At 68.2% G+C, this 20,075-nt stretch carries 22 protein-coding genes; 10 read left to right on the top strand and 12 right to left on the bottom strand.

The window, feature by feature from the left end:
• The first annotated feature begins 268 nt into the window (after positions 1-268).
• Positions 269-1,261, top strand: a complete 993-nt coding sequence (locus ODI_RS05380; protein WP_067755236.1) for a tripartite tricarboxylate transporter substrate-binding protein — start codon at positions 269-271, stop codon at positions 1,259-1,261.
• Positions 1,262-1,385: 124 nt separating this feature from the next.
• Here the strand turns inward: ODI_RS05380 and ODI_RS05375 are convergent, their stop codons facing one another.
• From ODI_RS05375 to ODI_RS05365, 3 genes are all read right to left on the bottom strand, one after another.
• Positions 1,386-2,213: an IclR family transcriptional regulator gene (locus ODI_RS05375; protein ID WP_067755239.1), complete on the bottom strand. Its 828-nt coding sequence runs from the start codon at positions 2,211-2,213 to the stop codon at positions 1,386-1,388.
• 174 nt (positions 2,214-2,387) lie between these two features.
• A complete protein-coding gene (locus ODI_RS05370; RefSeq protein ID WP_067755242.1) occupies positions 2,388-3,215 on the bottom strand; it encodes a competence/damage-inducible protein A in 828 nt (275 codons plus the stop codon).
• Positions 3,212-4,027, bottom strand: a complete 816-nt coding sequence (locus ODI_RS05365) for an EI24 domain-containing protein (protein WP_067755245.1) — start codon at positions 4,025-4,027, stop codon at positions 3,212-3,214. The genes ODI_RS05370 and ODI_RS05365 overlap by 4 nt, the downstream gene beginning before the upstream one ends.
• Before the next feature lie 65 nt (positions 4,028-4,092).
• Between ODI_RS05365 and ODI_RS05360 the strand changes: the two genes are divergently transcribed.
• Positions 4,093-4,494, top strand: a complete 402-nt coding sequence (locus tag ODI_RS05360) for a thioredoxin family protein (RefSeq protein ID WP_067755247.1) — start codon at positions 4,093-4,095, stop codon at positions 4,492-4,494.
• 96 nt (positions 4,495-4,590) lie between these two features.
• Here the strand turns inward: ODI_RS05360 and ODI_RS05355 are convergent, their stop codons facing one another.
• From ODI_RS05355 to ODI_RS05345, 3 genes are all read right to left on the bottom strand, one after another.
• The gene (locus ODI_RS05355) at positions 4,591-6,063 is read right to left on the bottom strand and encodes a DEAD/DEAH box helicase (RefSeq protein WP_098020846.1); all 1,473 of its coding nucleotides are present in this window, start codon (positions 6,061-6,063) and stop codon (positions 4,591-4,593) included.
• Between the two features lie 128 nt (positions 6,064-6,191).
• Complete coding sequence (locus ODI_RS05350; RefSeq protein ID WP_098020845.1) at positions 6,192-6,545, bottom strand: AzlD domain-containing protein; 354 nt, start codon at positions 6,543-6,545, stop codon at positions 6,192-6,194.
• Complete coding sequence (locus ODI_RS05345) at positions 6,542-7,210, bottom strand: AzlC family ABC transporter permease (protein ID WP_098020982.1); 669 nt, start codon at positions 7,208-7,210, stop codon at positions 6,542-6,544. Before ODI_RS05345 ends, ODI_RS05350 begins: the two co-directional genes overlap by 4 nt.
• Before the next feature lie 253 nt (positions 7,211-7,463).
• Between ODI_RS05345 and ODI_RS05340 the strand changes: the two genes are divergently transcribed.
• From ODI_RS05340 to ODI_RS05330, 3 genes are all read left to right on the top strand, one after another.
• Entirely contained in the window at positions 7,464-7,679 is a 216-nt protein-coding gene (locus ODI_RS05340) for a zinc-finger domain-containing protein (RefSeq protein WP_067755249.1), read from the top strand.
• A gap of 66 nt (positions 7,680-7,745) precedes the next feature.
• A complete protein-coding gene (locus tag ODI_RS05335) occupies positions 7,746-8,168 on the top strand; it encodes a YybH family protein (RefSeq protein ID WP_067755252.1) in 423 nt (140 codons plus the stop codon).
• A 16-nt stretch (positions 8,169-8,184) separates the two neighbouring features.
• Positions 8,185-9,279: a YheT family hydrolase gene (locus ODI_RS05330; RefSeq protein ID WP_067755255.1), complete on the top strand. Its 1,095-nt coding sequence runs from the start codon at positions 8,185-8,187 to the stop codon at positions 9,277-9,279.
• Between the two features lie 38 nt (positions 9,280-9,317).
• On the opposite strand, the gene ODI_RS05325 is transcribed toward ODI_RS05330, so the two are convergent.
• Entirely contained in the window at positions 9,318-10,826 is a 1,509-nt protein-coding gene (locus tag ODI_RS05325) for a M48 family metalloprotease (protein WP_067755258.1), read from the bottom strand.
• A 219-nt stretch (positions 10,827-11,045) separates the two neighbouring features.
• On the opposite strand from ODI_RS05325, the gene galU reads away from it, so the two are divergent.
• Positions 11,046-11,882, top strand: coding sequence for a UTP--glucose-1-phosphate uridylyltransferase GalU (gene galU, locus ODI_RS05320; protein ID WP_067755261.1), 837 nt, complete (start codon positions 11,046-11,048; stop codon positions 11,880-11,882).
• Positions 11,883-11,936: 54 nt separating this feature from the next.
• Here galU and ODI_RS05315 read toward each other — a convergent pair whose 3' ends face one another.
• Entirely contained in the window at positions 11,937-12,911 is a 975-nt protein-coding gene (locus tag ODI_RS05315; RefSeq protein ID WP_157929719.1) for a Bug family tripartite tricarboxylate transporter substrate binding protein, read from the bottom strand.
• A gap of 278 nt (positions 12,912-13,189) precedes the next feature.
• Between ODI_RS05315 and ODI_RS05310 the strand changes: the two genes are divergently transcribed.
• Both ODI_RS05310 and ODI_RS05305 read left to right on the top strand, forming a co-directional pair.
• Positions 13,190-14,623 (top strand): M20 family metallopeptidase, encoded by a 1,434-nt coding sequence (locus tag ODI_RS05310; protein WP_067755267.1) that lies wholly within the window; start codon positions 13,190-13,192, stop codon positions 14,621-14,623.
• Between the two features lie 37 nt (positions 14,624-14,660).
• Entirely contained in the window at positions 14,661-15,605 is a 945-nt protein-coding gene (locus ODI_RS05305; RefSeq protein WP_231968202.1) for a LysR family transcriptional regulator, read from the top strand.
• A 31-nt stretch (positions 15,606-15,636) separates the two neighbouring features.
• Here ODI_RS05305 and ODI_RS05300 read toward each other — a convergent pair whose 3' ends face one another.
• Positions 15,637-16,125: an Lrp/AsnC family transcriptional regulator gene (locus tag ODI_RS05300; RefSeq protein WP_067755270.1), complete on the bottom strand. Its 489-nt coding sequence runs from the start codon at positions 16,123-16,125 to the stop codon at positions 15,637-15,639.
• Between the two features lie 167 nt (positions 16,126-16,292).
• On the opposite strand from ODI_RS05300, the gene ODI_RS05295 reads away from it, so the two are divergent.
• A complete protein-coding gene (locus tag ODI_RS05295) occupies positions 16,293-17,309 on the top strand; it encodes a 1-aminocyclopropane-1-carboxylate deaminase (protein ID WP_067755273.1) in 1,017 nt (338 codons plus the stop codon).
• Between the two features lie 90 nt (positions 17,310-17,399).
• Positions 17,400-17,732 (top strand): hypothetical protein, encoded by a 333-nt coding sequence (locus tag ODI_RS05290; protein ID WP_067755276.1) that lies wholly within the window; start codon positions 17,400-17,402, stop codon positions 17,730-17,732.
• A gap of 13 nt (positions 17,733-17,745) precedes the next feature.
• Here the strand turns inward: ODI_RS05290 and ODI_RS05285 are convergent, their stop codons facing one another.
• The 3 genes from ODI_RS05285 to ODI_RS05275 all read right to left on the bottom strand — a co-directional run bounded on the left by ODI_RS05285 (position 17,746) and on the right by ODI_RS05275 (position 20,007).
• Positions 17,746-18,597: a cytochrome c oxidase assembly protein gene (locus ODI_RS05285; RefSeq protein ID WP_067755279.1), complete on the bottom strand. Its 852-nt coding sequence runs from the start codon at positions 18,595-18,597 to the stop codon at positions 17,746-17,748.
• Between the two features lie 138 nt (positions 18,598-18,735).
• Positions 18,736-19,077 (bottom strand): hypothetical protein, encoded by a 342-nt coding sequence (locus ODI_RS05280; protein WP_067755282.1) that lies wholly within the window; start codon positions 19,075-19,077, stop codon positions 18,736-18,738.
• 459 nt (positions 19,078-19,536) lie between these two features.
• Positions 19,537-20,007, bottom strand: coding sequence for a TM2 domain-containing protein (locus tag ODI_RS05275; RefSeq protein WP_098020844.1), 471 nt, complete (start codon positions 20,005-20,007; stop codon positions 19,537-19,539).
• Positions 20,008-20,075 lie beyond the last annotated feature (68 nt).

Genomic DNA, 20,075 nt, shown 5'->3' with positions numbered 1-20,075 from the left:
GAATATGTCATGTCAAGCACTATTTGTGCATCGCAGCAACTATTTCCGCGCCACGCTGATGCATCGCGAACCCATTAAATCGGGGACGGAGATCTTCCTGCGTGCATGCGCCGAGATTTCCGGTAATCCCTGACCCGTCCTTCGGGAAAACCTTGGGTGACTGGCGAAAGGACTTTACTTAGACTGTGCCTCCCGAGGGTGTCCCGGGGCGCGATCCGCCCCTGATCTCTCAGCAACAACGATAAAACTGCCCTACCCAGGAGACGTCATGCAACACACCCCGCGCAACCTGTCGGCCCGGCTCGCAACCGCCGCCCTGCTGGTCTCCAGCGTCTTCGCTGGCGCTGCCCATGCGGCCGAGTTCCCGACCAAGGCCATCAACATGGTCGTTCCGTTCGCCGCTGGCGGCCCCACCGACAACGTCGCGCGCTCGCTGGCCGAAGCCATGCGACCCGCCCTGGGCCAGACCGTCGTGGTCGAGAACAAGGGTGGCGCGGGCGGCACGATCGGCACGGCCAACGTCGCGCGCGCCGCGCCTGACGGCTACACGATCCTGCTGATGCACATCGGCTTCTCGACGGCGCCCTCGCTGTACAAGAACCCCAACTACGACGCCTTCAAGAGCTTCGAGCCCATCGGCCTGGTGGTCGACGTGCCGATGACCATCATCGCGCGCTCGGACTTCCCGCCCAACAACGTCACCGAGCTGGTCGACTACGTCAAGAAGAACAAGGACAAGGTCTCGCTGGCCAACGCCGGCATCGGCGCGGCCAGCCACCTGTGCGGCACGATGCTCAACAGCGCGCTGGGCGTGGACCTGCTGACCGTTCCCTATGGCGGCACCGCGCCGGCCATGAACGACCTGCTGGGCAAGCAGGTCGACCTGCTGTGCGACCAGACCACCAACACGACCCAGCACATCACGGGCAAGAAGGTGAAGGCCTACGCCGTCACCAGCCTGCAACGCGTGCCGACCCTGCCCGACCTGCCCACCATGGACGAGTCCGGCTTCAAGGGCTTCCAGGTCGGTATCTGGCATGGCATGTGGGTGCCGAAGAACACGCCGCAACCGGTGGTCGACAAGCTGGTCAGCGCGCTGCAGAAGGGCCTGGCCGACCCGAAGTTCCAGGAACGCATGCGCGGTCTGGGCGCCGAGGTGCTGGCCGAACAGGCCAATCCCAAGGCCCTGACCGACAAGGTGGCGCAGCAGGTGCCGCAGTGGGCTGAGCTGTTCAAGAAGGCAGGGGTGCAGGCCCAGTAAGACCCACCCCCGAAGCGCTGGCGGACCGGCAGAGCCGGCTCCGCGGCGTCCCGGATCAGGCCGAGGTTTTTGCCTCGGCCTTTTTTATGCGTGAGCGCGCCATCGACGCACTGGGCGATGCACGTCAGCGCTTCGGGGAGGAACCCACCTCGTAGCCCAGCGACTCGGATATCCCTGCGGCGGTCTGGACCAGGCTGCTGATCCATTCGTCCTGCAGGCGGTCGGCGGGGGCGGAGATCGACAGGCCTGCCACCAGCTTGCCGGCATCGTCATAGATGCCGGCGGCGATGCAGCGCACGCCCAGCTCCAGCTCCTCGTTGTCGCGGGCATAGCCATGCCGGCGCACCAGCGCCAGTTCGCGCTCGAGACGTTCCAGGTCGGTAAGGCTGTTGCGGGTGTGGCCGGCCAGGCCGGTGCGCAAGGCATAGGCGCGCACCTGGCGCGGCTCGATCGCCGACAAGAAGAGCTTGCCGGTGGAAGTCAGGTGCAGCGGCGCGCGCCCGCCGATGGCGCGCACCACCTGCATGCCGGAGCGCTCGCTCCAGGCACGGTCGATATACATGATTTCGTCGCCCTGCTGCACCGACAGGTTGATCGTCTGGCCCGTCAACTTGTGCAGGGCGCGCATCGCGCCGATGGCGGCCTCGCGCACATCCAGGCGGCCCTTCACCAGCGACCCGAGTTCAAGCAGGCGCATGCCCAGTTGGTACAGGCCGCTGTCCACCCGCTCGACATAACGGCCGATGACCAGGTCATTCAGGATGCGGTGGGCGGTGGAGGGATGCAAACCCGTGGACAGGGACAGCTCCTTCAGCGGCACCGGATCGGACTGCGCGGCCAGCGCGTCCAGCAGCTTCATGGCCCGCTCGAGCACCTGGATGGCGATCGCGGGCGCGCCATCGCCAGCGGCGTTGGAGGAATCGGCGGCAGGAAATACGGATACGCGCGTCATGGGAGGACCAAATGGCGGAACCAAGGGGTAAAACCAAAGGGCGGGAGCAAGGGTGGCTCAAGCCGTGCCGCGCGATTTGCCGCGCTGCAGCAAACGCATTCTATCCCATATGGTGAAATTCCGCCGCAATGCCGTGCCGATGACGCGTCATGGCGGCAGCCGCCGCATGGCCGCTCAGGGTCGAGGGCCGGAAACCGTCGTCGCCTGGCTGGCCAGCTCGCCCCCCAGCCGCAAGGCTTCGTCGCGCAGAAAGGCGATGGCGGCCTCGGCCGCCGCCGGTTCCCCCTTCACGCCCAGGTCGATATGGGCACGGCCGTTGCCCACGCTGGGCAGGCTGAACGCGCGCACGCCCGGCCAGCGCTGCTCCACGGCCTCCATGGCCGGCGTGATGCGGGACTCGGGCAGGCCGAACACCACGAAGGAGTGCTCGGCACGGACGTGCTGATGATGCAGCGCGCCATAGCGGTGGTCGAGCGTCCATTCGATCATGGGCCAGGCCATGACCGGGAAGCCGGGCACGAAGGTGTGCTCGCGGATGAAGAACCCGGGAATGCGGTTATAGGGATTGGGCACGATCTCGCTGCCCTCGGGAAAGACGCCCATCTGCAGCCGCTGCTGGTTCTCAGGCAGGCTCATGTCGGCCGAACCCTGACCTTGCTGCGCCAGTTCCGCGCAACGCTGGGCGATCAACGCCTCGGCCTCTGGGTGCAGCGCCAGGGGCAGGTCCAACGCCGCCGCAGCGGCCTGGCGGGTGTGGTCGTCGGGCGTGCCGCCGATGCCGCCGCAGGAAAACACGATGTCGCCGCTGGCGAAGCTGCGGCGATAGGCCTCGACGAGGCGCGCGCGGTCGTCGCCCAGGAATTGCGCCCAGGCCAGTTGCAGGCCGCGCGCGCTCAGGAACTGCACGATCTGCGAGAAATGCTTGTCCTGGCGGCGTCCGGACAGGATCTCGTCACCGACGATGATGAGGCCGATGCGAGGCGTGGCGGGAGTGTGGCTCATGGCAGGCGTGGGGGCTCCAGGATGACGGTGTCGCCGGACTCCTGGCGCAGGCGCGTCAGGGCGTCCAGCCCGAAATGGGCAAAGACCAGCGACGAGAAGACCGGCAGCACGATCCAGGCCGGTGGCAGCAGGTTGATCAGCGAGCAGATGCCCCCCACGGCCCAGAAGCCCAGGCTGTGGCGCTTGAGCAGCAGGCGCCGCTCTTCGGGGGACGCGTGGTCGGCCAGGGCATCCACGCGCAGGATCAGCGTGAAGGCGAAGGCCCACCAGAAGACGGACAACAACAGCGCCATGGGCGGGAAAAGCCACAGCGGCAGCGTCAACAGCCACCCCAGGGCGAACACCGCCATGACCCACACGGCGTTCCAGAGGCCGATGGCCAGGGTGTGGCGCCCCCGCTTGGCGATGCCCGGATAGTCGCGCGGCACGATGTGACGCAGCACCAGCGGCATGACGACGATGGCGGCCACCACCAGGCCCAGCGCCCCCGCGCAAGGCAGCAGGATGGCGCATGCCAGCAAGGGCACCAGCCATATCTTGATGGAGAAGACCCCCACGGCCAGCAGCCACTCGTCGACCCGGTTCAGGGTGTCCCAGCGGGCGGCCTCGGCGGCCAGCCATCCGGTCAGGGGCGTCCAGAACAGCCACAGCAGCAGGATGGCGCCGAAAAACATCACGAGGAAAGGCAGCAGCAGCGCGAACAGCATGCGCGGATGGCACTGCGAGACCGCGGCGCGCTTGAAGGCGCGTCCCACGCCCGCGAATCCAGCGGATCGCGGCGAAGGCTGAGAGAGATCAATGTGACGAGTCATGCGGATCCTGGGTCGGCGTGGCAGGCAGGTATGATGATAGTCAAACCTGCCATGAATTGCCGGACATGCCCGTCTACACGCCTGTCTCCGCCCCCGCCGCCACGCTGGCCGCGGCGGATGCGCCCCCCTCGCTGGTGGTCTGTTATTGCGCCGAATGGTGCGGCACCTGCCGCGAGTACCTGCCGCCTTTCGAGGCCTTGTCGGCGCGCCATCCCGAGTACCGCTTCGCCTGGGTCGACATCGAGGAACACCCCGAACTGCTGGGTGACGAGGATGTCGAGAATTTCCCGACCGTGCTGGTCGTGCGCGAAGGCACGCCGCTCTTCTATGGCACGCTGCTGCCGCACATCGGCCACCTGGAACGGCTGCTTCAGGCCGGCACGCCCATGCAGTCCGGCCAGCCCCTGCCCGACATCGACGCGCTGGTGCGCAGCCTGCCCGCGCCGCAAGATCTGGCTGGCGCCTGAGCCGTCACCGCGACGCCGGGCCTTGGCATGAAAAAAGCCGGTGATGCCCATCACCGGCTTTTTCACTTCGGGGCAAGCGTCACCGCCTGCCAACCATCACTCGTCCGACTTGCGCGGGCCGCCGCCCAGCAACACGCCCAGGGCACGACGCGCAGGCGCGCGCGACGGGTTGGCGGCGGGTGCCGACGCCTGGCTGTCGCCCGACGGGGCGGCCGAGGGTTCATAAGGCTTGGAGAAGAATTCGTCCACGGGTTGGCGCGGCGCCGACGACCCACGGCCGCTGCCTGCGCTGCGCGACGCGCCCCGTTCCGGACGCTCGGACCGTTCCGGGCGCGAACCGCGCCCCTCGCCACGGCTGTCATGGCGCGAACGCGAGGACGCTTCGACCGGCAGATCCAGCGAACCGCGCGGCACCGGCCGCTTGATCAGCTTCTCGATCTCGACCAGCAGCTTTTCCTCGTTGGGGCTGAAGAGTGCGATGGCTTCGCCCGACGCGCCGGCACGGCCCGTGCGGCCGATACGGTGCACGTAGTCTTCCGCGCTGTAAGGCAGGTCGTAGTTGATGACGCAAGGCACGCCGGCGACGTCCAGGCCGCGCGCGGCCACGTCGGTGGCCACCAGCACTTCCAGCTCGCCGGCCTTGAAGGCTTCCAGCGCCTTCATGCGGTCGCCCTGGGTCTTGTCGCCGTGGATGGATTCGGCGCGCACGCCGTCGCGTTCGAGTTCGCGCGCCAGGCGGCCCGTGCCGATCTTGGTGTTCGAGAACACGATGACCTGCTTCAGGCCGCGCGACTTGACCAGGTGCACGACCGCGGCACGCTTGGCTTCGGGCGCCAGCGGATAGGCGATCTGCGTGACCGTGTCGGCCGTGGCGTTGCGGCCCGCCACCGCGATCTCGACCGGGTCATGCAGGTAGGAGCGCGCGAGCTTGCGGATTTCGTTGCTGAAGGTGGCCGAGAAAAGCAGCGTCTGGCGCTGCTGCGGCAGCAGGCGGATGATGCGTTCGAGGTCGGGCAGGAAACCCATGTCCAGCATGCGATCGGCTTCGTCCAGCACCAGGATGCCGACCTGGCCGAGGTTCACGTTGCGCTGCTCGACGTGATCCAGCAGGCGGCCCGGCGTGGCGATCAGGACTTCGCAACCGTTACGCAGCGCAAGCTTCTGCGGACCGATGTCCACGCCGCCGAACACCACGGCGGTGCGCAGCGGCGAGTGCAGGCTGTATTTGCGGGCGTTGTCGGCAACCTGGTCGGCCAGTTCGCGGGTGGGCGCCAGGATCAGCGCGCGCACCGGGTGGCGCGCCGGCGACATGCTGTTGTTGGCCAACGGCATCAGGCGGTGCAGGATGGGCAGCGTGAAGGCAGCCGTCTTGCCCGTGCCCGTCTGGGCGGCGCCCATGACGTCGCGGCCATTCATGACCACCGGGATTGCCTGCGCCTGGATGGGCGTCGGCACGGTATAACCGGTTTCGGCCACGGCCTTCTGCAGGTCGGGATGCAGGCCGCAATCGGCGAACGTGGCGACAGCCGTTGCGGCCGCCTCGGTGGAGGGAGTATTTGCTTGCGTCATTGGGTATTGCACATGCCGCGGTCGGCAGGAAACCGGGTTGCGGAAGGCTGAGAATTGGGCATTTTAGCGCAGGTACCCCGATAAGCCCCAGGCGGGGCCTGAGAAATACCTTGCGCGGGGCCTGCGGATCAGGCGCCGAAGAGCCCCAGGACGCCCCGTAACACCCACAATACGGTCATGCCGGCCACGATGACCAGGACCGCGCTGCGCGTGCGCAGGAAGACGGCGATGCCGGCCAGGCCGGCGACCAGCTTGACGTCGAAACTGGGACCCGTGCCGGCATGCCAGGGCAGGAAATCGGGCACGATGATGGCGGTCAATGCCGCGGCGGGCGCATAGCGCAGCGCACGCCGCACGCCGTCGGGCAGCGGCAGGTAATCACCCAGCAGCATGTAGCCGGCGCGGGTGATGAGGCTGCAGACGGTCAGCAGCGCAATGGCGCCGTAGACGTACCATTCCGACGGCCAAAGCCCCAGGGTCATGATGCCCCCTTCAGCCTGCGCTCGGCCCACACGCCCGCCAGGATGCCCGCGGCCACCGCCGCGACCAGACCCAGCCGCAAGGGCAGCAACTGCCCCACCCACGCCGTGACGCCCGCCGCCAGCATGGCGGTGATCACCGGCCGCGAGCTGGCCAGCGGCACCGTGATGGCGAGCAGCGCCAGCACCGCCGCGAAATCGAGCGACCAGGCCGTGGGCACCATGCTGCCCAGGTAGATGCCGAGGATGGACGATGACTGCCACGTGATCCAGCCCGGCACGATCACGCCCAGGAAGAACCACAGCTGGTCGCGCGTGCCGCGCACGGCGGCGTCGCCATAGCGTGGCATGAACAGCACGAAGGACATGTCGGTGGTGAAATAGCCCAGGAACAGCCGCTTGGGCCAGGTCATGTGGCGGAAGAACGGGTGCAGCGCCGCGCCGAAGATGATGAAACGCACGTTCACCACGAAGCCCGCCAGGAACACCAGCCACAGGGGCGCGCCGGTGGCGATGAGCGGAAGCGAGGTGAGCTGGGCCGACCCGGCGTAGATGAGCAGCGTCATGGCCAGGGCCATGTTTTCGGTCAGGCCCGACTTGACCATGGCCACGCCGGTGACCAGCCCCCAGGTTCCGGTGGCGATGAGGGCGGGCAGGATGGCGTGCACGCCCGCGCGAAAACTGGCCGAGCGCTCGGCCGCCCGGCGCGCGTTCAAGTCGTGGTCATCGGTCCCGGCATCAGGCTGCACGGGAGGCTCCGTGCCGAGGCAGGAAAAATGGCATGGGAATCCAGCGAGGTGGGCGCAGCAACTGTCATGCGCCCCTTGATACAATGAGTATGTCATAAACCCCGTGCGCCGTCTTGGCCGCGGCCCGGCCAGGGCCCGCCCCGGCGCCCAGTACGAAATACCAGGAAAAGCCATGACCGCCGCTGCCGCCCCGGATGCCAGCCACACGCAAGAAGTCATCGAAGTCGGCGCCGAGTCGCTGCCGGTCTACTGTCCGGGTCCGAACGCCCCCGCCTGGAGCATGCACCCCCGGGTCTTCCTCGACGTCGCCCACACTGGCAGCGCCCGTTGCGCCTACTGTGGCGCCACCTACAAGCTCAAGCCCGGCACCGTCGTCCACGGCCACTGAGCGCGCCCGACGCGCCGCCGCTCCTTCCCGACCCAACTCGCGCTGCCTTCAGAGCCCCGCCTGCCCATGTTCGCCACCCCCGACGAAGCCGAGCACGCCTTCTACGAAGCCCTGGAACAGGGCGACACCACGCGCCTGATGCAGATCTGGGCCGATGACGAGGAAATCGTCTGCGTCCATCCTGGCGGCGTACGCCTGGTGGGCCATGCCGCCGTGCTGGAGTCCTGGCAGGAAATCCTGGGCAACGGTCCGCTGGTCATCCGGCCGCTGCGCAACATCGTCATGCACAGCATGATGTGCGCCGTCCACAACCTGGTGGAACAGGTGTCGGCCTCGACGCCGGAAGGCAACCAGATCGTGCATTGCTACGCCACGCACGTCTATCACAAGGGCCCGACGGGCTGGCGGCTGGTGCTGCACCATGCGTCGCCCGCGCCGCCCAGCGCCGGCCTGCTGGACATGCACGACATGCCCGACACCCTGCATTGATGCACAGGACCTGCCGTTGACCGCGCGCCTCGACACGAGCCCCTGCCCCGTTCCCGCCTGGCTGCCTGACCGCCACTCCCAGACGCTGTACGCCACCCTGGCGGCCGCCCACCACCGCATCGCCTTCGTGCGCGAGCGCGTGGAGGCGCCCGACAGCGACTTCGTCGATTTCGACTGGGCCGGCCCCGGCCTCTTTCCCACCCGCACGCCGCCCGACGCCGTGGCCGATGCGCTGGCCCTGCCCGACAAAGTGGCTGCCATGCGCTGGATGACCCCGAGCGACTGGCAAGGCCTGCCCAGCGTGCCGGACACCCCCGCCCTGATGCTGTTCCACGGCCTGGAAGGCGGCAGCAGCAGCCGCTACGCCCAGGCCATCGCCCAGCATTTCCGCGGGCGCGGCTGGGTGGTGGTGATTGCCCACTTCCGCGGTTGCTCCGGCTATCCCAACCGCCTGGCGCGCGCCTATTATTCCGGCGACTCCGACGAAATCGGCTTCATGCTGCAGGCTGCCCGGGCACGCCTGCCCAATGCCCGCTGGCACGCGGTGGGCGTCTCGCTGGGCGGCAACGCGCTATTGAAATACCTGGGCGAACAGGGCCAGGCTGCCCAGCCGTTGCTGGCGGCCGCCGCTGGCGTATCAGTGCCCCTGGATCTCGTCGCGGCCGGCAACTGCCTGTCGCGCGGCGTCATCAACCGCCAGATCTACAGCCGCTATTTCCTGCGCACCATGAAAAGCAAGGTGCTGGAGAAGGCCAGCCGCTTCCCCGGCGCGCTGGACGTCCATCGCATCACGCATGCCCGCGACCTGCGGGAGTTCGACGACGCCTACACGGCGCCCATGCACGGTTTCCGCAATGCGCTGGACTACTGGAGCCGCGCGGCCAGCAAGCCCTGGCTGGCGCACATCCAGGTGCCCACGCTGGTGCTGAACGCGCGCAACGATCCCTTCCTGCCCGAGCCTGCCCTGCCGGGCCCCGCCGAGTGTTCGGCCAGCGTGCTGCTGCACCAGCCGGCGGAAGGCGGTCATGCGGGGTTCCCCACGGGCGTGTTCCCGGGCCATCTGAGCTGGCTGCCGCAGCGGCTGGCGCGCTACTTCGATACGCGGCTGTAAGCCACGGCCAACGAGCGCTCCTGGGCGCCCGGCCGCGCTCAAGAACGGAAGCGCTCCAGCAGCTTGCGCTCTTCCGCCAGCCTGTCCTTGGCCTCGCGGATTTCCACGTCGATCTGCGACTGCTCATAGAAGTCGCTGGAGATATTGCGCGCCTGCTGCAATTGCGAGACCGCCGCGGGCAGCGCGCCCACGGCCAGGTAATAGCGCGCCATGTCCCGGCGCGCAGCGACCGGCTGCTGCAGGGCCTCGGCGCTTTGCGCGATCAACTGGTAAAGACGCGGCTCTTCGTCGCCCCAGGCCTTCAGGCGCTCCTGCAGGAAGGCCATGGCCTCCTGGTGGCGGCCGCTGCGCTGGAGGTTCTGGGCATACAGGTAGCCCAGGATGCGCCGGTCCGGCCAACGCTTGTAGGCCGCATCCGCGCGCTGCAAGGCCTGCGCCGTATCGCCGCTGGCGGACGCCAGCTCGATCTCGGCCCGCGCGATCTGGGGCGAGTCACGATAGCCCTCGCGCGCCTGCGCCAGGGCCCGCTCGGCCTCGGCAGTGTTACCGCGCTGGATTTCGGCCAAGGCCACGCCATAACGGGCGGCGGCCTGCCGCACGCCCGACAGCGACTGCGCTTCGTTGTTCAATTGCTGCACGGCCGCGCGCAGGTTCTGTCCGTCGAGCGCCTGCGTGACGCGCAGGCGCGCCCGCACGAACCAGAAATCGTCGCTGTCGGCGCGATGCAGGTCGGGCATCGCCCGCACACGGTTCTGCATGTCCGACATCCGCTCGATCGACAGCGGGTGGGTGGACGCATAGGCGCCCGCGCCACGGCCCTCGTTCAGGCGGGACACGTTCATGAGGCGGCCGAACATGCGCGCCATGCCGCCCGGGTCGTAGCCCGCCTTGCTGAGCATTTCCATGCCGGCCCGGTCGGCTTCGCGCTCGGCGTCGCGCGAGAAACCCAGTTGCTGGTTGATGGCGGCCGCCTGGCCAAACGCCGCCAGGCCCGAGGCCAGGTCGACGCCGCCCGCCAGGCCTGCCAGCAGGGCAGCGGCCATGGAGGCCATCATGATGGTGCCGGTCTGGTTCTGCTGGGTAAAGCCGCGCGCGATGTGGCGCTGCGAGACGTGGCCGATTTCGTGGGCCAGCACGCCGGCCAGCTCGGACTCGGTGTCGGACGACACCACCAGGCCGCTGTTGATGCCGATGTAGCCGCCCGGCATGGCGAAGGCGTTGATGCCGGGGTCGCGCACCCCGAATACCTCGATCTGCGGTGCGCCGCCGGGGGCATGCGCAGCCAGTTTGCGGCCCATGACAGTGAGGTACTGGATGACCTCGGTATCATCGATGTAGGTGGGATCCCGGCGGCCCTGCACCATGATGGCTTCGCCCAACCGGCGCTCCAGGGCGGGCGAGAGATCCGCGCCCGACGCCGTGCCCATGCTGGGCAGCCCGACCGGCTGGGCCGGCGCGCCGGGCGCCCCCAGCAGGCCCGGCACGAGGACAGCCAGGACGCCTGCCGCGCAGACGCGACGGCCTGCCGAGTAAAGTCGGTTCTCCATCCGTCTATGATAGCGGTTGGCGCCTGCGGGTTCCCTGAAGATGGGGCCCACCCCGAGGCGCTTTGCGCCTCCCCCTCAAGGGGGCGACGCTGGCGGTCCGGCGGCGCCGGCCCCGCTGCGTCCCGGATCGAGGGGAAACGCGTAGGCGCAGGCATGGTGGGCGCTGCCTGGCAGCATGCACGTAGACATGACCGACAGATAAAGAAGGTACCAAGAACGATGCGACCGATACGCAAAGCTGTTTTCCCCGTCGCGGGGCTGGGAACCCGCTTCCTGCCCGCCACCAAGGCCATGCCCAAGGAAATGTTGCCAGTGGTGGACAAGCCGCTGATCCAGTACGCCGTGGAAGAGGCCGTGGCTGCGGGCATCACCGACCTGATCTTCGTCACGGGACGCAACAAGCGCGCCATCGAGGATCACTTCGACTCCGCCCCCGAGCTGGAAGCCGAGCTGGCAGCCAAGAACAAGCATGAGCTGCTCGCCACGGTGCGCGGCGTGCTGCCGCCGCATGTGAACTGCCTGTATATCCGCCAGTCCGCCCCGCTGGGCCTGGGCCACGCGGTGCTGTCGGCCTATCCGGCAGTGGGCAACGAGCCCTTCGCCGTGCTGCTGGCCGACGACCTGATCGACTCCAGCCGCCCCGCGCTGGCCCAGTTGATAGACGCCGCGCTGGCGCACCAGGGCAGCGTGCTGGGCGTGCAGGACGTGCCGCGCGCCGACACGAAGAAGTACGGCATCGTGGCCACCACCCCGCTGGACAGCCGCACCGAGCGCGTCAGCGCCATCGTGGAAAAGCCCGACCCCGAGCAGGCGCCGTCCACGCTGGCCGTGGTGGGCCGCTATGTGCTGGATGCGGAAATCTTCGGCCATCTGCGCGCCACGCGTCCCGGCGCCGGCAACGAGATCCAGCTGACCGACGGCATTGCCTCGCTCATGCAGCACCGCCCCGTCTTTGCGCACCGCTATGAGGGCACGCGTTATGACTGTGGCAACAAGACCGGCATGTTCGAAGCCACGGTCGCCCTGGGCCGCAAGTATCACGGCCTCGAGCCCTGATGCGCCGGGACGGGCAGGGGCCGCGCAACCCCCGGCTCCTGCCCATCCAGCCGCCTACTCAAGCACGATGTTCGCCTGCCGCGCCACCTTCCTGAACGCGGCGATCTCGTGATCCACCCGGGCGCGGAACGGCGCCTCGGGCAGGAACACCGGCAGCATGCCGGCTTGCACCAGCACCTGGCGCACCCGCTCCGACGCCATTGCCCGCTGCAGGGCCGCGGCCAGCCGGTCCCTGGCGGCGGCCGGCGTACCCTTGGGCAAGGCAAGCGCGATCCAGCCGCCAAATGTCGCATCGGGCAGCCCGAGTTCGGCCACCGTCGGCACGTCGGGCAATTGCGCCACCCGTTCCTGCCCGAAGACCGCCAGCGGACGCAGGTCACCGGACTGGATGCGGGCCAGCGTCGCGGCCAGCGTTTCCGGCGCCACGTCGACCTCGCTGCCCAGCAGCGCCGTCACGACCTGGCTGCTGCCGCGATACGGCACGGGCGTCAGGTCCACCTTCGCCGCGATGGCGAATATCTCGCCCATCAGGTGAGTGACCGACCCCACGCCGTAGGTGCCGTAGGTCAGCTTGCCCGGCGCGCTGCGCGCCTGCTGCAGCAGCACTGGCGTGGAGGCGACGTTTCCTTGCTCGCGCGCCACCAGCACCATCGGCAGGTCCGCCACCACGGCCAGCAGGTCGAAGCTTTCCACCGGGTCATAGGGCAGGCCCTGCTTGAGCGCCGGCAGCACCGTGTAGGTGGAGGACCCTGACAGCAGCAGGGTGTAGCCGTCCGGCTCGGCCCGGGCCACCGCGCTGGCGCCGATGATCGTGCTGGCGCCCGAGCGGTTCTCCACCACCACGGCCTGGCCCAGGTCCGCCGCCAGGGGCTCGGCCAGGGCCCGCGCCACCATGTCGTTGGCGCCGCCGGGGCCGAAGGGCACGACGATGCGCACCGGTTTGTTCGGGAAGTCCTGCGCGATGGCCGGCGCCTGCGCCAATGCCACGCCGCAACAAGCCGCCAGCCATGCTCTGGTCCACATCTTCATGCGCATTTCTCCTTGACGTTTTTTTCTTCGTCCACCTGCGGGGACCCGCGGAGGTGTGGAAAATTCTGGGAGCCCGCCCACGGGACAACAAGCACCGAATCGAGAAGCGGCGCTTGCCGTATCGGCAAAACAGGACGGCGAGGGCGGGGGTCGCGCCAGGGGGAGGCTGCCTTGCCGCAACGGCAAGGCCATGCTGCTTTTCTTGTGATTGCCAGCATGCGGCCAGCCGCGTAGATTGGCGCCATCTCCCCTTTTCCCGCCTCTCCCTTCTTGTCGCCATGTCCAGAGAACACGCCATCGCGCAGGCAGCCGCGCATTTCGACAGCGGTCACTTCCAACGCAGGCTGCAGGCGCTGGTCGCCTGTCCCACCGAATGCCAGGAGCCGGATCGCGCCGGCGTGCTGCTGGACTACCTGCACGCCCACCTGGGCCCGCTGCTGCGCGAGCTCGGCTTCGACTGGCAGGTGCTGGACAACCCCGTCGCCGGCGCGCCCCCGTTGATGGTGGCGAGACGCCAGGAGCCCGACGCGGCCTTCACCGTGCTGGCTTACGGCCATGGCGACGTGGTGCGCGGCCACGAGGGCAAATGGCGCGGCGGCCGCTCTCCCTGGACGCTGGACGTGGAGGGTGACCGCTGGTACGGCCGCGGCGCGGCGGACAACAAGGGCCAGCACGCCATCAACCTGGCCGCGCTGGGTGAAACCATCCAGGCGCGGGGCGGCCGCCTGGGCTACGACGTGACCTGGGTGTTCGAAATGGGCGAAGAGATCGGCTCGCCCGGCCTGGATACCTTCTGCGCCCGGCATGCCGACCTGCTGCGCGCCGACCTGTTCCTGGCCTCTGACGGTCCGCGCCTGGGCGCCACCAAGCCGACGGTCTTCCTGGGCGCGCGGGGCGGCTGCAATTTCGACCTCAGCCTGGACCTGCGCGAGGGCGCACACCATTCCGGCAACTGGGGCGGGCTGCTGCGCAATCCGGCCTGGCGCCTGGCGCACGCGCTGGCCAGCCTGGTCGATGCCAACGGCCGCATCCTGGTGCCCGGCCTGCTGCCGAATGAACTGCCCGCCAACGTGCGCGCCGCCTTGCGCGACGTGCGGGTCGCCAGCGACGCGGGCGATCCCGAGATCGACCCCGGCTGGGGCGAACCCGGCCTGAGCCCGGCCGAACAGGTCTTCGGCTGGAACACGCTGGAAATCCTCGCCTTCACCGCCGGCACGCCTGAATCGCCCGTCAACGCCATCCCGGGCCAGGCACGCGCCCACTGCCAGATCCGCTATGTCGTCGGCAGCGACCCTGACCATTTCCTGGCGCACATCCGCGCGCACCTGGACGCGCACGGCTACACGGACGTGGCACTGGCCCAGAGCGGAGAAATGTTCCGCGCGACCCGGCTCGATCCCGACAATCCCTGGGTGGAACTGGTCCTGCAGTCGCTGGCCCGGACCACGGGCCGGCCCGCCACCTTGCTGCCCAACCTGGGCGGCAGCCTGCCCAACGATGTCTTTGCGGAAACGCTGGGCCTGCCCACCGTGTGGGTGCCCCACTCGTATCCGGCCTGCTCGCAGCATGCGCCCAACGAACACCTGCTGGGCAGCGTGGCGCGCGAGGCCTTGCAGATCATGGCGGGCCTGTATTGGGACCTGGGCGAACGGGGCGGCGCCATCGCGCGCGCGCTGCGCGACAGGCCTCGCGCCATTGCGCCGGGGCCATGACGGCCGCCGCCTGACGGTTGCCGCAAGCCCACACACCATGCGCGAGCCGAGATCCCCCAGCCTGCTGTCACGCCACCTGCAGGACACGTCGATACGCTATTTCCTGGAGGTGGCCCGCACCGGCTCCATCGCCGAGGCCTCGCAGCGCCTGAACGTGGCCGGCTCGGCGATCAGCCGGCACATCGCGCAGCTCGAGGAACGGCTGGAAACCAGCCTGTTCGAACGGCACCCGCGCGGCATGGTGCCGAACGCCGCCGGCGAGCTGCTGGCCAGCTACGCGCTCAAGCAATCCCATGACAGCGAGCGCGTGGCCCATGACATCCAGGCCCTGCAAGGCTTGCAGGGCGGGCGGGTGCGCCTGGCCACGTCCGAGGGCTTCGCGATGGAGTTCATGCCCCAGTTGATCGCCAGCTTCCAGCGCCAGCACCCGGGCGTGCATTTCAACCTGGACGTGCTGGCGCCGGCGGAGGTCTCGCGCCGCGTGCTGCAAAGCGATGCCGACATCGGACTGACCTTCACGCTGTCGGCGGAAAAGGACATCCGTGTCGAACTGGTGCGCCCCGCTCCCATCTACGCGGTGATGCGGCGGGAACACCCCTTGGCCGGCCATCGCCGGCTGAGCGTGGCGCAACTGGCCGGCTGGCCGATGGCGCTGCCCGCGCCCGACACCACCGTGCGCCAGATCTTCGACATCGTCTGCAGCCGCAAGCGCGTCGTCATCCAGCCCGCGCTGACCAGCAACTATGTGGCGGGCCTCTTCGGCTTCCTGCGGGACGACGATGGCATCACCATCGCCAGCGGCATCTCGGTGCGCAGGCAGGTCGAGCGCGGCGAGCTCGCCGCCGTCGCGCTGCACGACCAGGGCTTCGCCATGCGCAAGCTGGAGGTGCAGACCCTGGCGGGGCGCGAGCAGCCGCGTGCGGCGCGCGCGTTCCTGGAGGCGCTCATTGCCGAGCTGTCCAAGGACGACGGCGCGCAGTGACCGCGCCGCGGGCCCTGCCGCCAGGCCGAGCTCAGACCGGCAGGCGGGTGGTCGACAGCACCTGGCGCAAGCCGATGAAGGTACGCACCTGGCGCACCCCGGGCAGGTAGAGCAGCTGTTCGGCGTGGAGGCGATTGAAGCTTTCGTTGTCGCGGGTGCGCAGCACCATGATGTAGTCGAACTCACCGGTCACGACATGGCATTCCATGCAGCCGGAAACCTTCTGCGCCGCCACCTCGAAATCCGCGAAGGCCTGGGGCGTGGAACGGTCGAGCACCACGCCGATGATCACCAGCATGCCCATCTCCACCGCCTGCGGATCGAGCAAGGCCACCACCTGCCGGATGAGGCCTGCCTTCTTCAAGCGCTCCACGCGACGCAGGCAGGCGGGAGGGCTCAGGTGGACCTTCTCGGCCAGGCTCTGGTTGGAGATCGACGCATCGGCCTGAAGCAGCCGCAGGATCTGCAGGTCCGTGCGATCCAGCGTCTCGGAGAGCGGAGCGGAAGACGCATTCTTCATGAGAAATTTTATTTCCTTGAAATGCAGAAAATATAAATTATTCGATAAATATAATCGAAAATTATTATTCAACAACCAAAAACAGGACGAATTTCAGAATTAAATTTCCCGCACTTTTCCCTATCATTTCAAGGTCTTTTCCCCTTCTGCCTGCCAGGAATCCGACCATGAATCTCCAGCAACACGCCCGCCATCCGTTGACCTTCGGCCCCACGCCCATCCAGCCGCTCAAGCGCCTGTCCGCCCACCTCGGCGGCAAGGTCGAGCTCTACGCCAAGCGCGAGGACTGCAACTCCGGCCTGGCCTTCGGCGGCAACAAGACCCGCAAGCTCGAATACCTGATTCCCGAAGCCATCGAAGGCGGCTACGACACGCTGGTCTCGATCGGCGGCATCCAGTCGAACCAGACCCGCCAGGTGGCGGCCGTGGCCGCGCATCTGGGCATGAAGTGCGTGCTGGTGCAGGAGAACTGGGTCAACTACTCCGACGCCGTCTATGACCGGGTCGGCAACATCGAGATGTCGCGCATCATGGGCGCGGATGTGCGCCTCGACGCCGCCGGTTTCGACATCGGCATCCGACCCAGTTGGGAGCAGGCGATGGAAGACGTGCGCCGCGCGGGCGGCAAGCCTTTCCCCATCCCGGCCGGATGCTCGGAGCATCCCAAGGGAGGACTCGGCTTCGTGGGCTTTGCCGAGGAAGTGCGGCAACAGGAGAAGGAGCTGGGCTTCACCTTCGACTACATCGTCGTGTGCTCGGTCACGGGCAGCACGCAGGCAGGCATGGTGGTGGGTTTCGCGGCCGATGGCCGCAGCCAGCGCGTGATCGGCATCGACGCCTCGGCCAAGCCCGAGGCGACCCGCGCGCAGGTGCTGCGCATTGCGCAAAACACCGCGAAGCTCGTCGAGCTGGACCGCGAGATCATCGACGCCGACATCATCCTGGATACGCGCTATGGCGGCCCCGAATACGGCCTGCCGAACGAAGGCACGCTCGAGGCCATCCGCCTGTGCGCCCGCCAGGAAGCCATGCTGACCGACCCGGTATACGAGGGAAAATCGATGCACGGCATGATCGACATGGTGCGCAACGGCGAATTCCCCGCCGGCTCGAAGGTGCTGTATGCGCACCTGGGCGGCGTGCCGGCCCTGAATGCCTACAGCTTCATCTTCCGCAACGGCTGAACGCAGTCGCGCCGGTCCGGCGGCGGCGCCGTGCTGCCCGGGCCGGCGTCATGCGCAAGCCCCTGGCGCGCCAGACAAGGAGGACCCGCGATGCAGACCCACGCACGCCCAAGCCCCCGGCGGGAGACAGGCTCCCCCGGCACGCCGGACGTCGACGAGGCGCAGGATTGGCGCGATGCCCTTGATGCGCTGCTGGCCGCATGGGGACCGGAACAAGGCCCGCCGCGGGCTCGCGCCGTCCTGGACGCCTTGCTTGCGCATGCCAGCTCGCGCGGCGTCGACTGGCATCCGGCGGGGCAAGCGCCGGACTCGCGGGCATCAGGCCAGGTCGCGTCCGGGGCTGGCGACGCGGCCCCCGCGCAAGACAAGGACGGGAAGGAAGTAGCGGATCTCTCGGCCTGGCTGCCGCTGGCCTCGAACTGAAGGCGGGGCGGACTCAGCCGGTGGCCGACCGAGGGGCGGGCCGCGCGAGGGGCGGCGCCCCCCAACGCCCCTTGGACGACAGGCGCATCAGTGTGCGCAGCGCCACCAGCAGGCCGATGACCTCGGTCATGGCAGCGGGAATCCACATGGTGAGGCCGCCGATGCTCTGGTCGGTCTGCGCCGACATGGCCATGGCCCGGCCGCACAATTCGAACAAGGGATAGATGTCGCGCTCGGTGAAGGCGATGACCGCCCCCGCGACCATCTGCGGCGCCATGGTCACGATGGGCGAGATCACGCGCCCGCCCGGCGACATGGCCGCGGGCGGACTGGGCCGGCGGTCCAGGATCAGGTTCCAGTACATGAAGCCGCTGATGACCACGGACCAGTTCATCAGGCGGTACAGGCGCCAGTCCAGCATCGAATAGAACTGCACCGACGGCAGCAGCCAGATCAGCACCAGGAAGACGAACAGCGCCGGCACGAAGATGGGATTGGTCAGCACCCCTTCCAGGATGCGCCCCGCCAGCGTGCGGCGGAATCTCATGAGCCGGTTGCGCCAGGCCAGCGGCAGGCCTGCCCGCATGACCGAACCGGGGTAGGCGGCCATGAGCACCAGCGGCCCCAGGTGATGCAGCACCAGGTGCTGGATGCGGTGGATGAAGAACATCCGCTCGGCGTAATAGTCGACCCGGGTGTGCAGCGACAGGTAGAGCAGCACCATGCCGGCCCAGAACAGGGCCTGGCGCGCGCCATTGACCCGGTGCACGCGCTGGCCGCGCAGGAATAGCACGCCCGCCAGCACGAAGGCGGCGATCAGGGTGGGAGAGAACTCCCAGGGAACCAGCCAGCCGATCCAGTCCATGCCCGAGGGTGCCGATAGAAGGAAAAAAAGCCCCGGCACACGCGGCGCGGGGCTTCTGGATTGTAGACGAGCCTAGTTGGCCCGGCCTTGCGCTGAATCAGGTGTAAACCCGAGCCCCGCTTGCCAGGCCGGGCTTGGTCAGGCGTGCTCGCGCGGCTGGCGCGTGTCGCCCCATTGCACGCGGCGCACGTCGGGATGCGCGCTCAGGCGGCGCGCCTGCGACATCAGGTCGCGGCGCTGGCCGGGCTCGCAGCGCACGGTGACGCAGGCCGCCGCCATGCCGGCGGTCTCGCCGCGGTCGACTTCCATGTGCGCCACGTCCAGGCCGGCCGCCTGGAAATCCAGGTAGATCTGCTTGCGCAGGCTGCCCACCGAGGCTTGCGGACACTCGACCGTCAAGCGCGACACGGCGCGGCGTTGGCCTTGCGCGGTCGCGCGGGACACGCCGGCACGGCGAAGGAACAGTTCGAAAAGACGCATATCGACCTCCTGTTGCAGCACGGAACGTCGTAAGCAGGCTCAGCCGCGACTTGCTCCCAGTCGTCGAGCCGGGAACGCGCGGGACGCGTGACCAGGCCTTTCCGAATGGAAGGGTCGCGTGGAACGGATTGGGTGGAATGCACCAGCGGTCCGGAAGGGCTGGATGTGCGCCGATGAAGCGAATCCAGGAAAACCGTTGGTGGTATGCCACACCCTGCAGGACAGGATGCGGCAGGCGGTGCTCTGCGTGAATCCTGTCAGGCAGCGTAGCCGATGCGGGATCGACTACTGTCGCCGTCAGTGGCGGCGTGTCCAGCGCTGTTGCCAGTGCTCACAGAGCAGCTCCGAAATTGAAGAGCCTCGATCTTAGGCCGATTTTCCTTCAAATACAAGCTTTTAGCGGGGTTTTTACGCCCAACTTGCGGAAAATGGCGTCCGCGCAACAGCGGCCCGTCATGCTCAGAGCACGTAGCCGTCCAGCCAGCCCACGGCCGTCCAGATGTAGAGGACGATGGTCGCCACGCCCGACAGCGTCACGATGGTGGCGATCAGCAGATTGGCGATGGCCAGGAAGATCGGGCCCAGCCCCGAGCGGGACACGCGCGCCTGGCCGCTGTTGTAGCGTTGATCGAAGGCCTCGTCCGGCGTCAGGCAATAAATGGCCGAGCTGATGAAACCGTCCACCGCGGGGATCAGCAGCAGGAAGAAGGCGGGGTTGTCCCACCAGCTATCGGCCTGCGTGGACAGCGCCAGCAGGATCAGCGAATAACCGGTGATGAGCCAGGGGCGGCGGCGCCCCATGTACCAGGCATGCGCGCCCAGGAACCCCAGGAAGGTGGCCAACAGCCCAGCCACCAGCTTGTGCCGGAAGTGGCGCGCGCGCGGCGCGGCGGGCCGGGGATTGATCGGCGTCACGTCGATGACATGCATGGCGGGAAAGGGAGAAATGTGACAGTCGGGTGGCAAGCGACCCGCAGCGTACGGCAGGACGGGGCTTT

The organism is Orrella dioscoreae (genome assembly GCF_900089455.2).
Lineage (GTDB): Bacteria > Pseudomonadota > Gammaproteobacteria > Burkholderiales > Burkholderiaceae_B > Orrella > Orrella dioscoreae.
This window is presented reverse-complemented; position numbering and strand designations above follow the sequence as displayed.

What these genes read in the sequence shown, in the direction of transcription:
- ODI_RS05355 (WP_098020846.1), bottom strand. Translation starts at nt 6,063, where the DNA reads ATGACGCAAGCAAATACTCCCTCCACCGAGGCGGCCGCAACGGCTGTC.
- ODI_RS05375 (WP_067755239.1), bottom strand. Translation starts at nt 2,213, where the DNA reads ATGACGCGCGTATCCGTATTTCCTGCCGCCGATTCCTCCAACGCCGCT.
- ODI_RS05295 (WP_067755273.1), top strand. Translation starts at nt 16,293, where the DNA reads ATGAATCTCCAGCAACACGCCCGCCATCCGTTGACCTTCGGCCCCACG.
- ODI_RS05335 (WP_067755252.1), top strand. Translation starts at nt 7,746, where the DNA reads ATGTTCGCCACCCCCGACGAAGCCGAGCACGCCTTCTACGAAGCCCTG.
- ODI_RS05275 (WP_098020844.1), bottom strand. Translation starts at nt 20,007, where the DNA reads ATGCATGTCATCGACGTGACGCCGATCAATCCCCGGCCCGCCGCGCCG.
- ODI_RS05315 (WP_157929719.1), bottom strand. Translation starts at nt 12,911, where the DNA reads ATGAAGATGTGGACCAGAGCATGGCTGGCGGCTTGTTGCGGCGTGGCA.
- galU (WP_067755261.1), top strand. Translation starts at nt 11,046, where the DNA reads ATGCGACCGATACGCAAAGCTGTTTTCCCCGTCGCGGGGCTGGGAACC.
- ODI_RS05370 (WP_067755242.1), bottom strand. Translation starts at nt 3,215, where the DNA reads ATGAGCCACACTCCCGCCACGCCTCGCATCGGCCTCATCATCGTCGGT.
- ODI_RS05310 (WP_067755267.1), top strand. Translation starts at nt 13,190, where the DNA reads ATGTCCAGAGAACACGCCATCGCGCAGGCAGCCGCGCATTTCGACAGC.
- ODI_RS05300 (WP_067755270.1), bottom strand. Translation starts at nt 16,125, where the DNA reads ATGAAGAATGCGTCTTCCGCTCCGCTCTCCGAGACGCTGGATCGCACG.
- ODI_RS05360 (WP_067755247.1), top strand. Translation starts at nt 4,093, where the DNA reads ATGCCCGTCTACACGCCTGTCTCCGCCCCCGCCGCCACGCTGGCCGCG.
- ODI_RS05305 (WP_231968202.1), top strand. Translation starts at nt 14,661, where the DNA reads ATGCGCGAGCCGAGATCCCCCAGCCTGCTGTCACGCCACCTGCAGGAC.
- ODI_RS05325 (WP_067755258.1), bottom strand. Translation starts at nt 10,826, where the DNA reads ATGGAGAACCGACTTTACTCGGCAGGCCGTCGCGTCTGCGCGGCAGGC.
- ODI_RS05285 (WP_067755279.1), bottom strand. Translation starts at nt 18,597, where the DNA reads ATGGACTGGATCGGCTGGCTGGTTCCCTGGGAGTTCTCTCCCACCCTG.
- ODI_RS05380 (WP_067755236.1), top strand. Translation starts at nt 269, where the DNA reads ATGCAACACACCCCGCGCAACCTGTCGGCCCGGCTCGCAACCGCCGCC.
- ODI_RS05340 (WP_067755249.1), top strand. Translation starts at nt 7,464, where the DNA reads ATGACCGCCGCTGCCGCCCCGGATGCCAGCCACACGCAAGAAGTCATC.
- ODI_RS05365 (WP_067755245.1), bottom strand. Translation starts at nt 4,027, where the DNA reads ATGACTCGTCACATTGATCTCTCTCAGCCTTCGCCGCGATCCGCTGGA.
- ODI_RS05280 (WP_067755282.1), bottom strand. Translation starts at nt 19,077, where the DNA reads ATGCGTCTTTTCGAACTGTTCCTTCGCCGTGCCGGCGTGTCCCGCGCG.
- ODI_RS05290 (WP_067755276.1), top strand. Translation starts at nt 17,400, where the DNA reads ATGCAGACCCACGCACGCCCAAGCCCCCGGCGGGAGACAGGCTCCCCC.
- ODI_RS05350 (WP_098020845.1), bottom strand. Translation starts at nt 6,545, where the DNA reads ATGACCCTGGGGCTTTGGCCGTCGGAATGGTACGTCTACGGCGCCATT.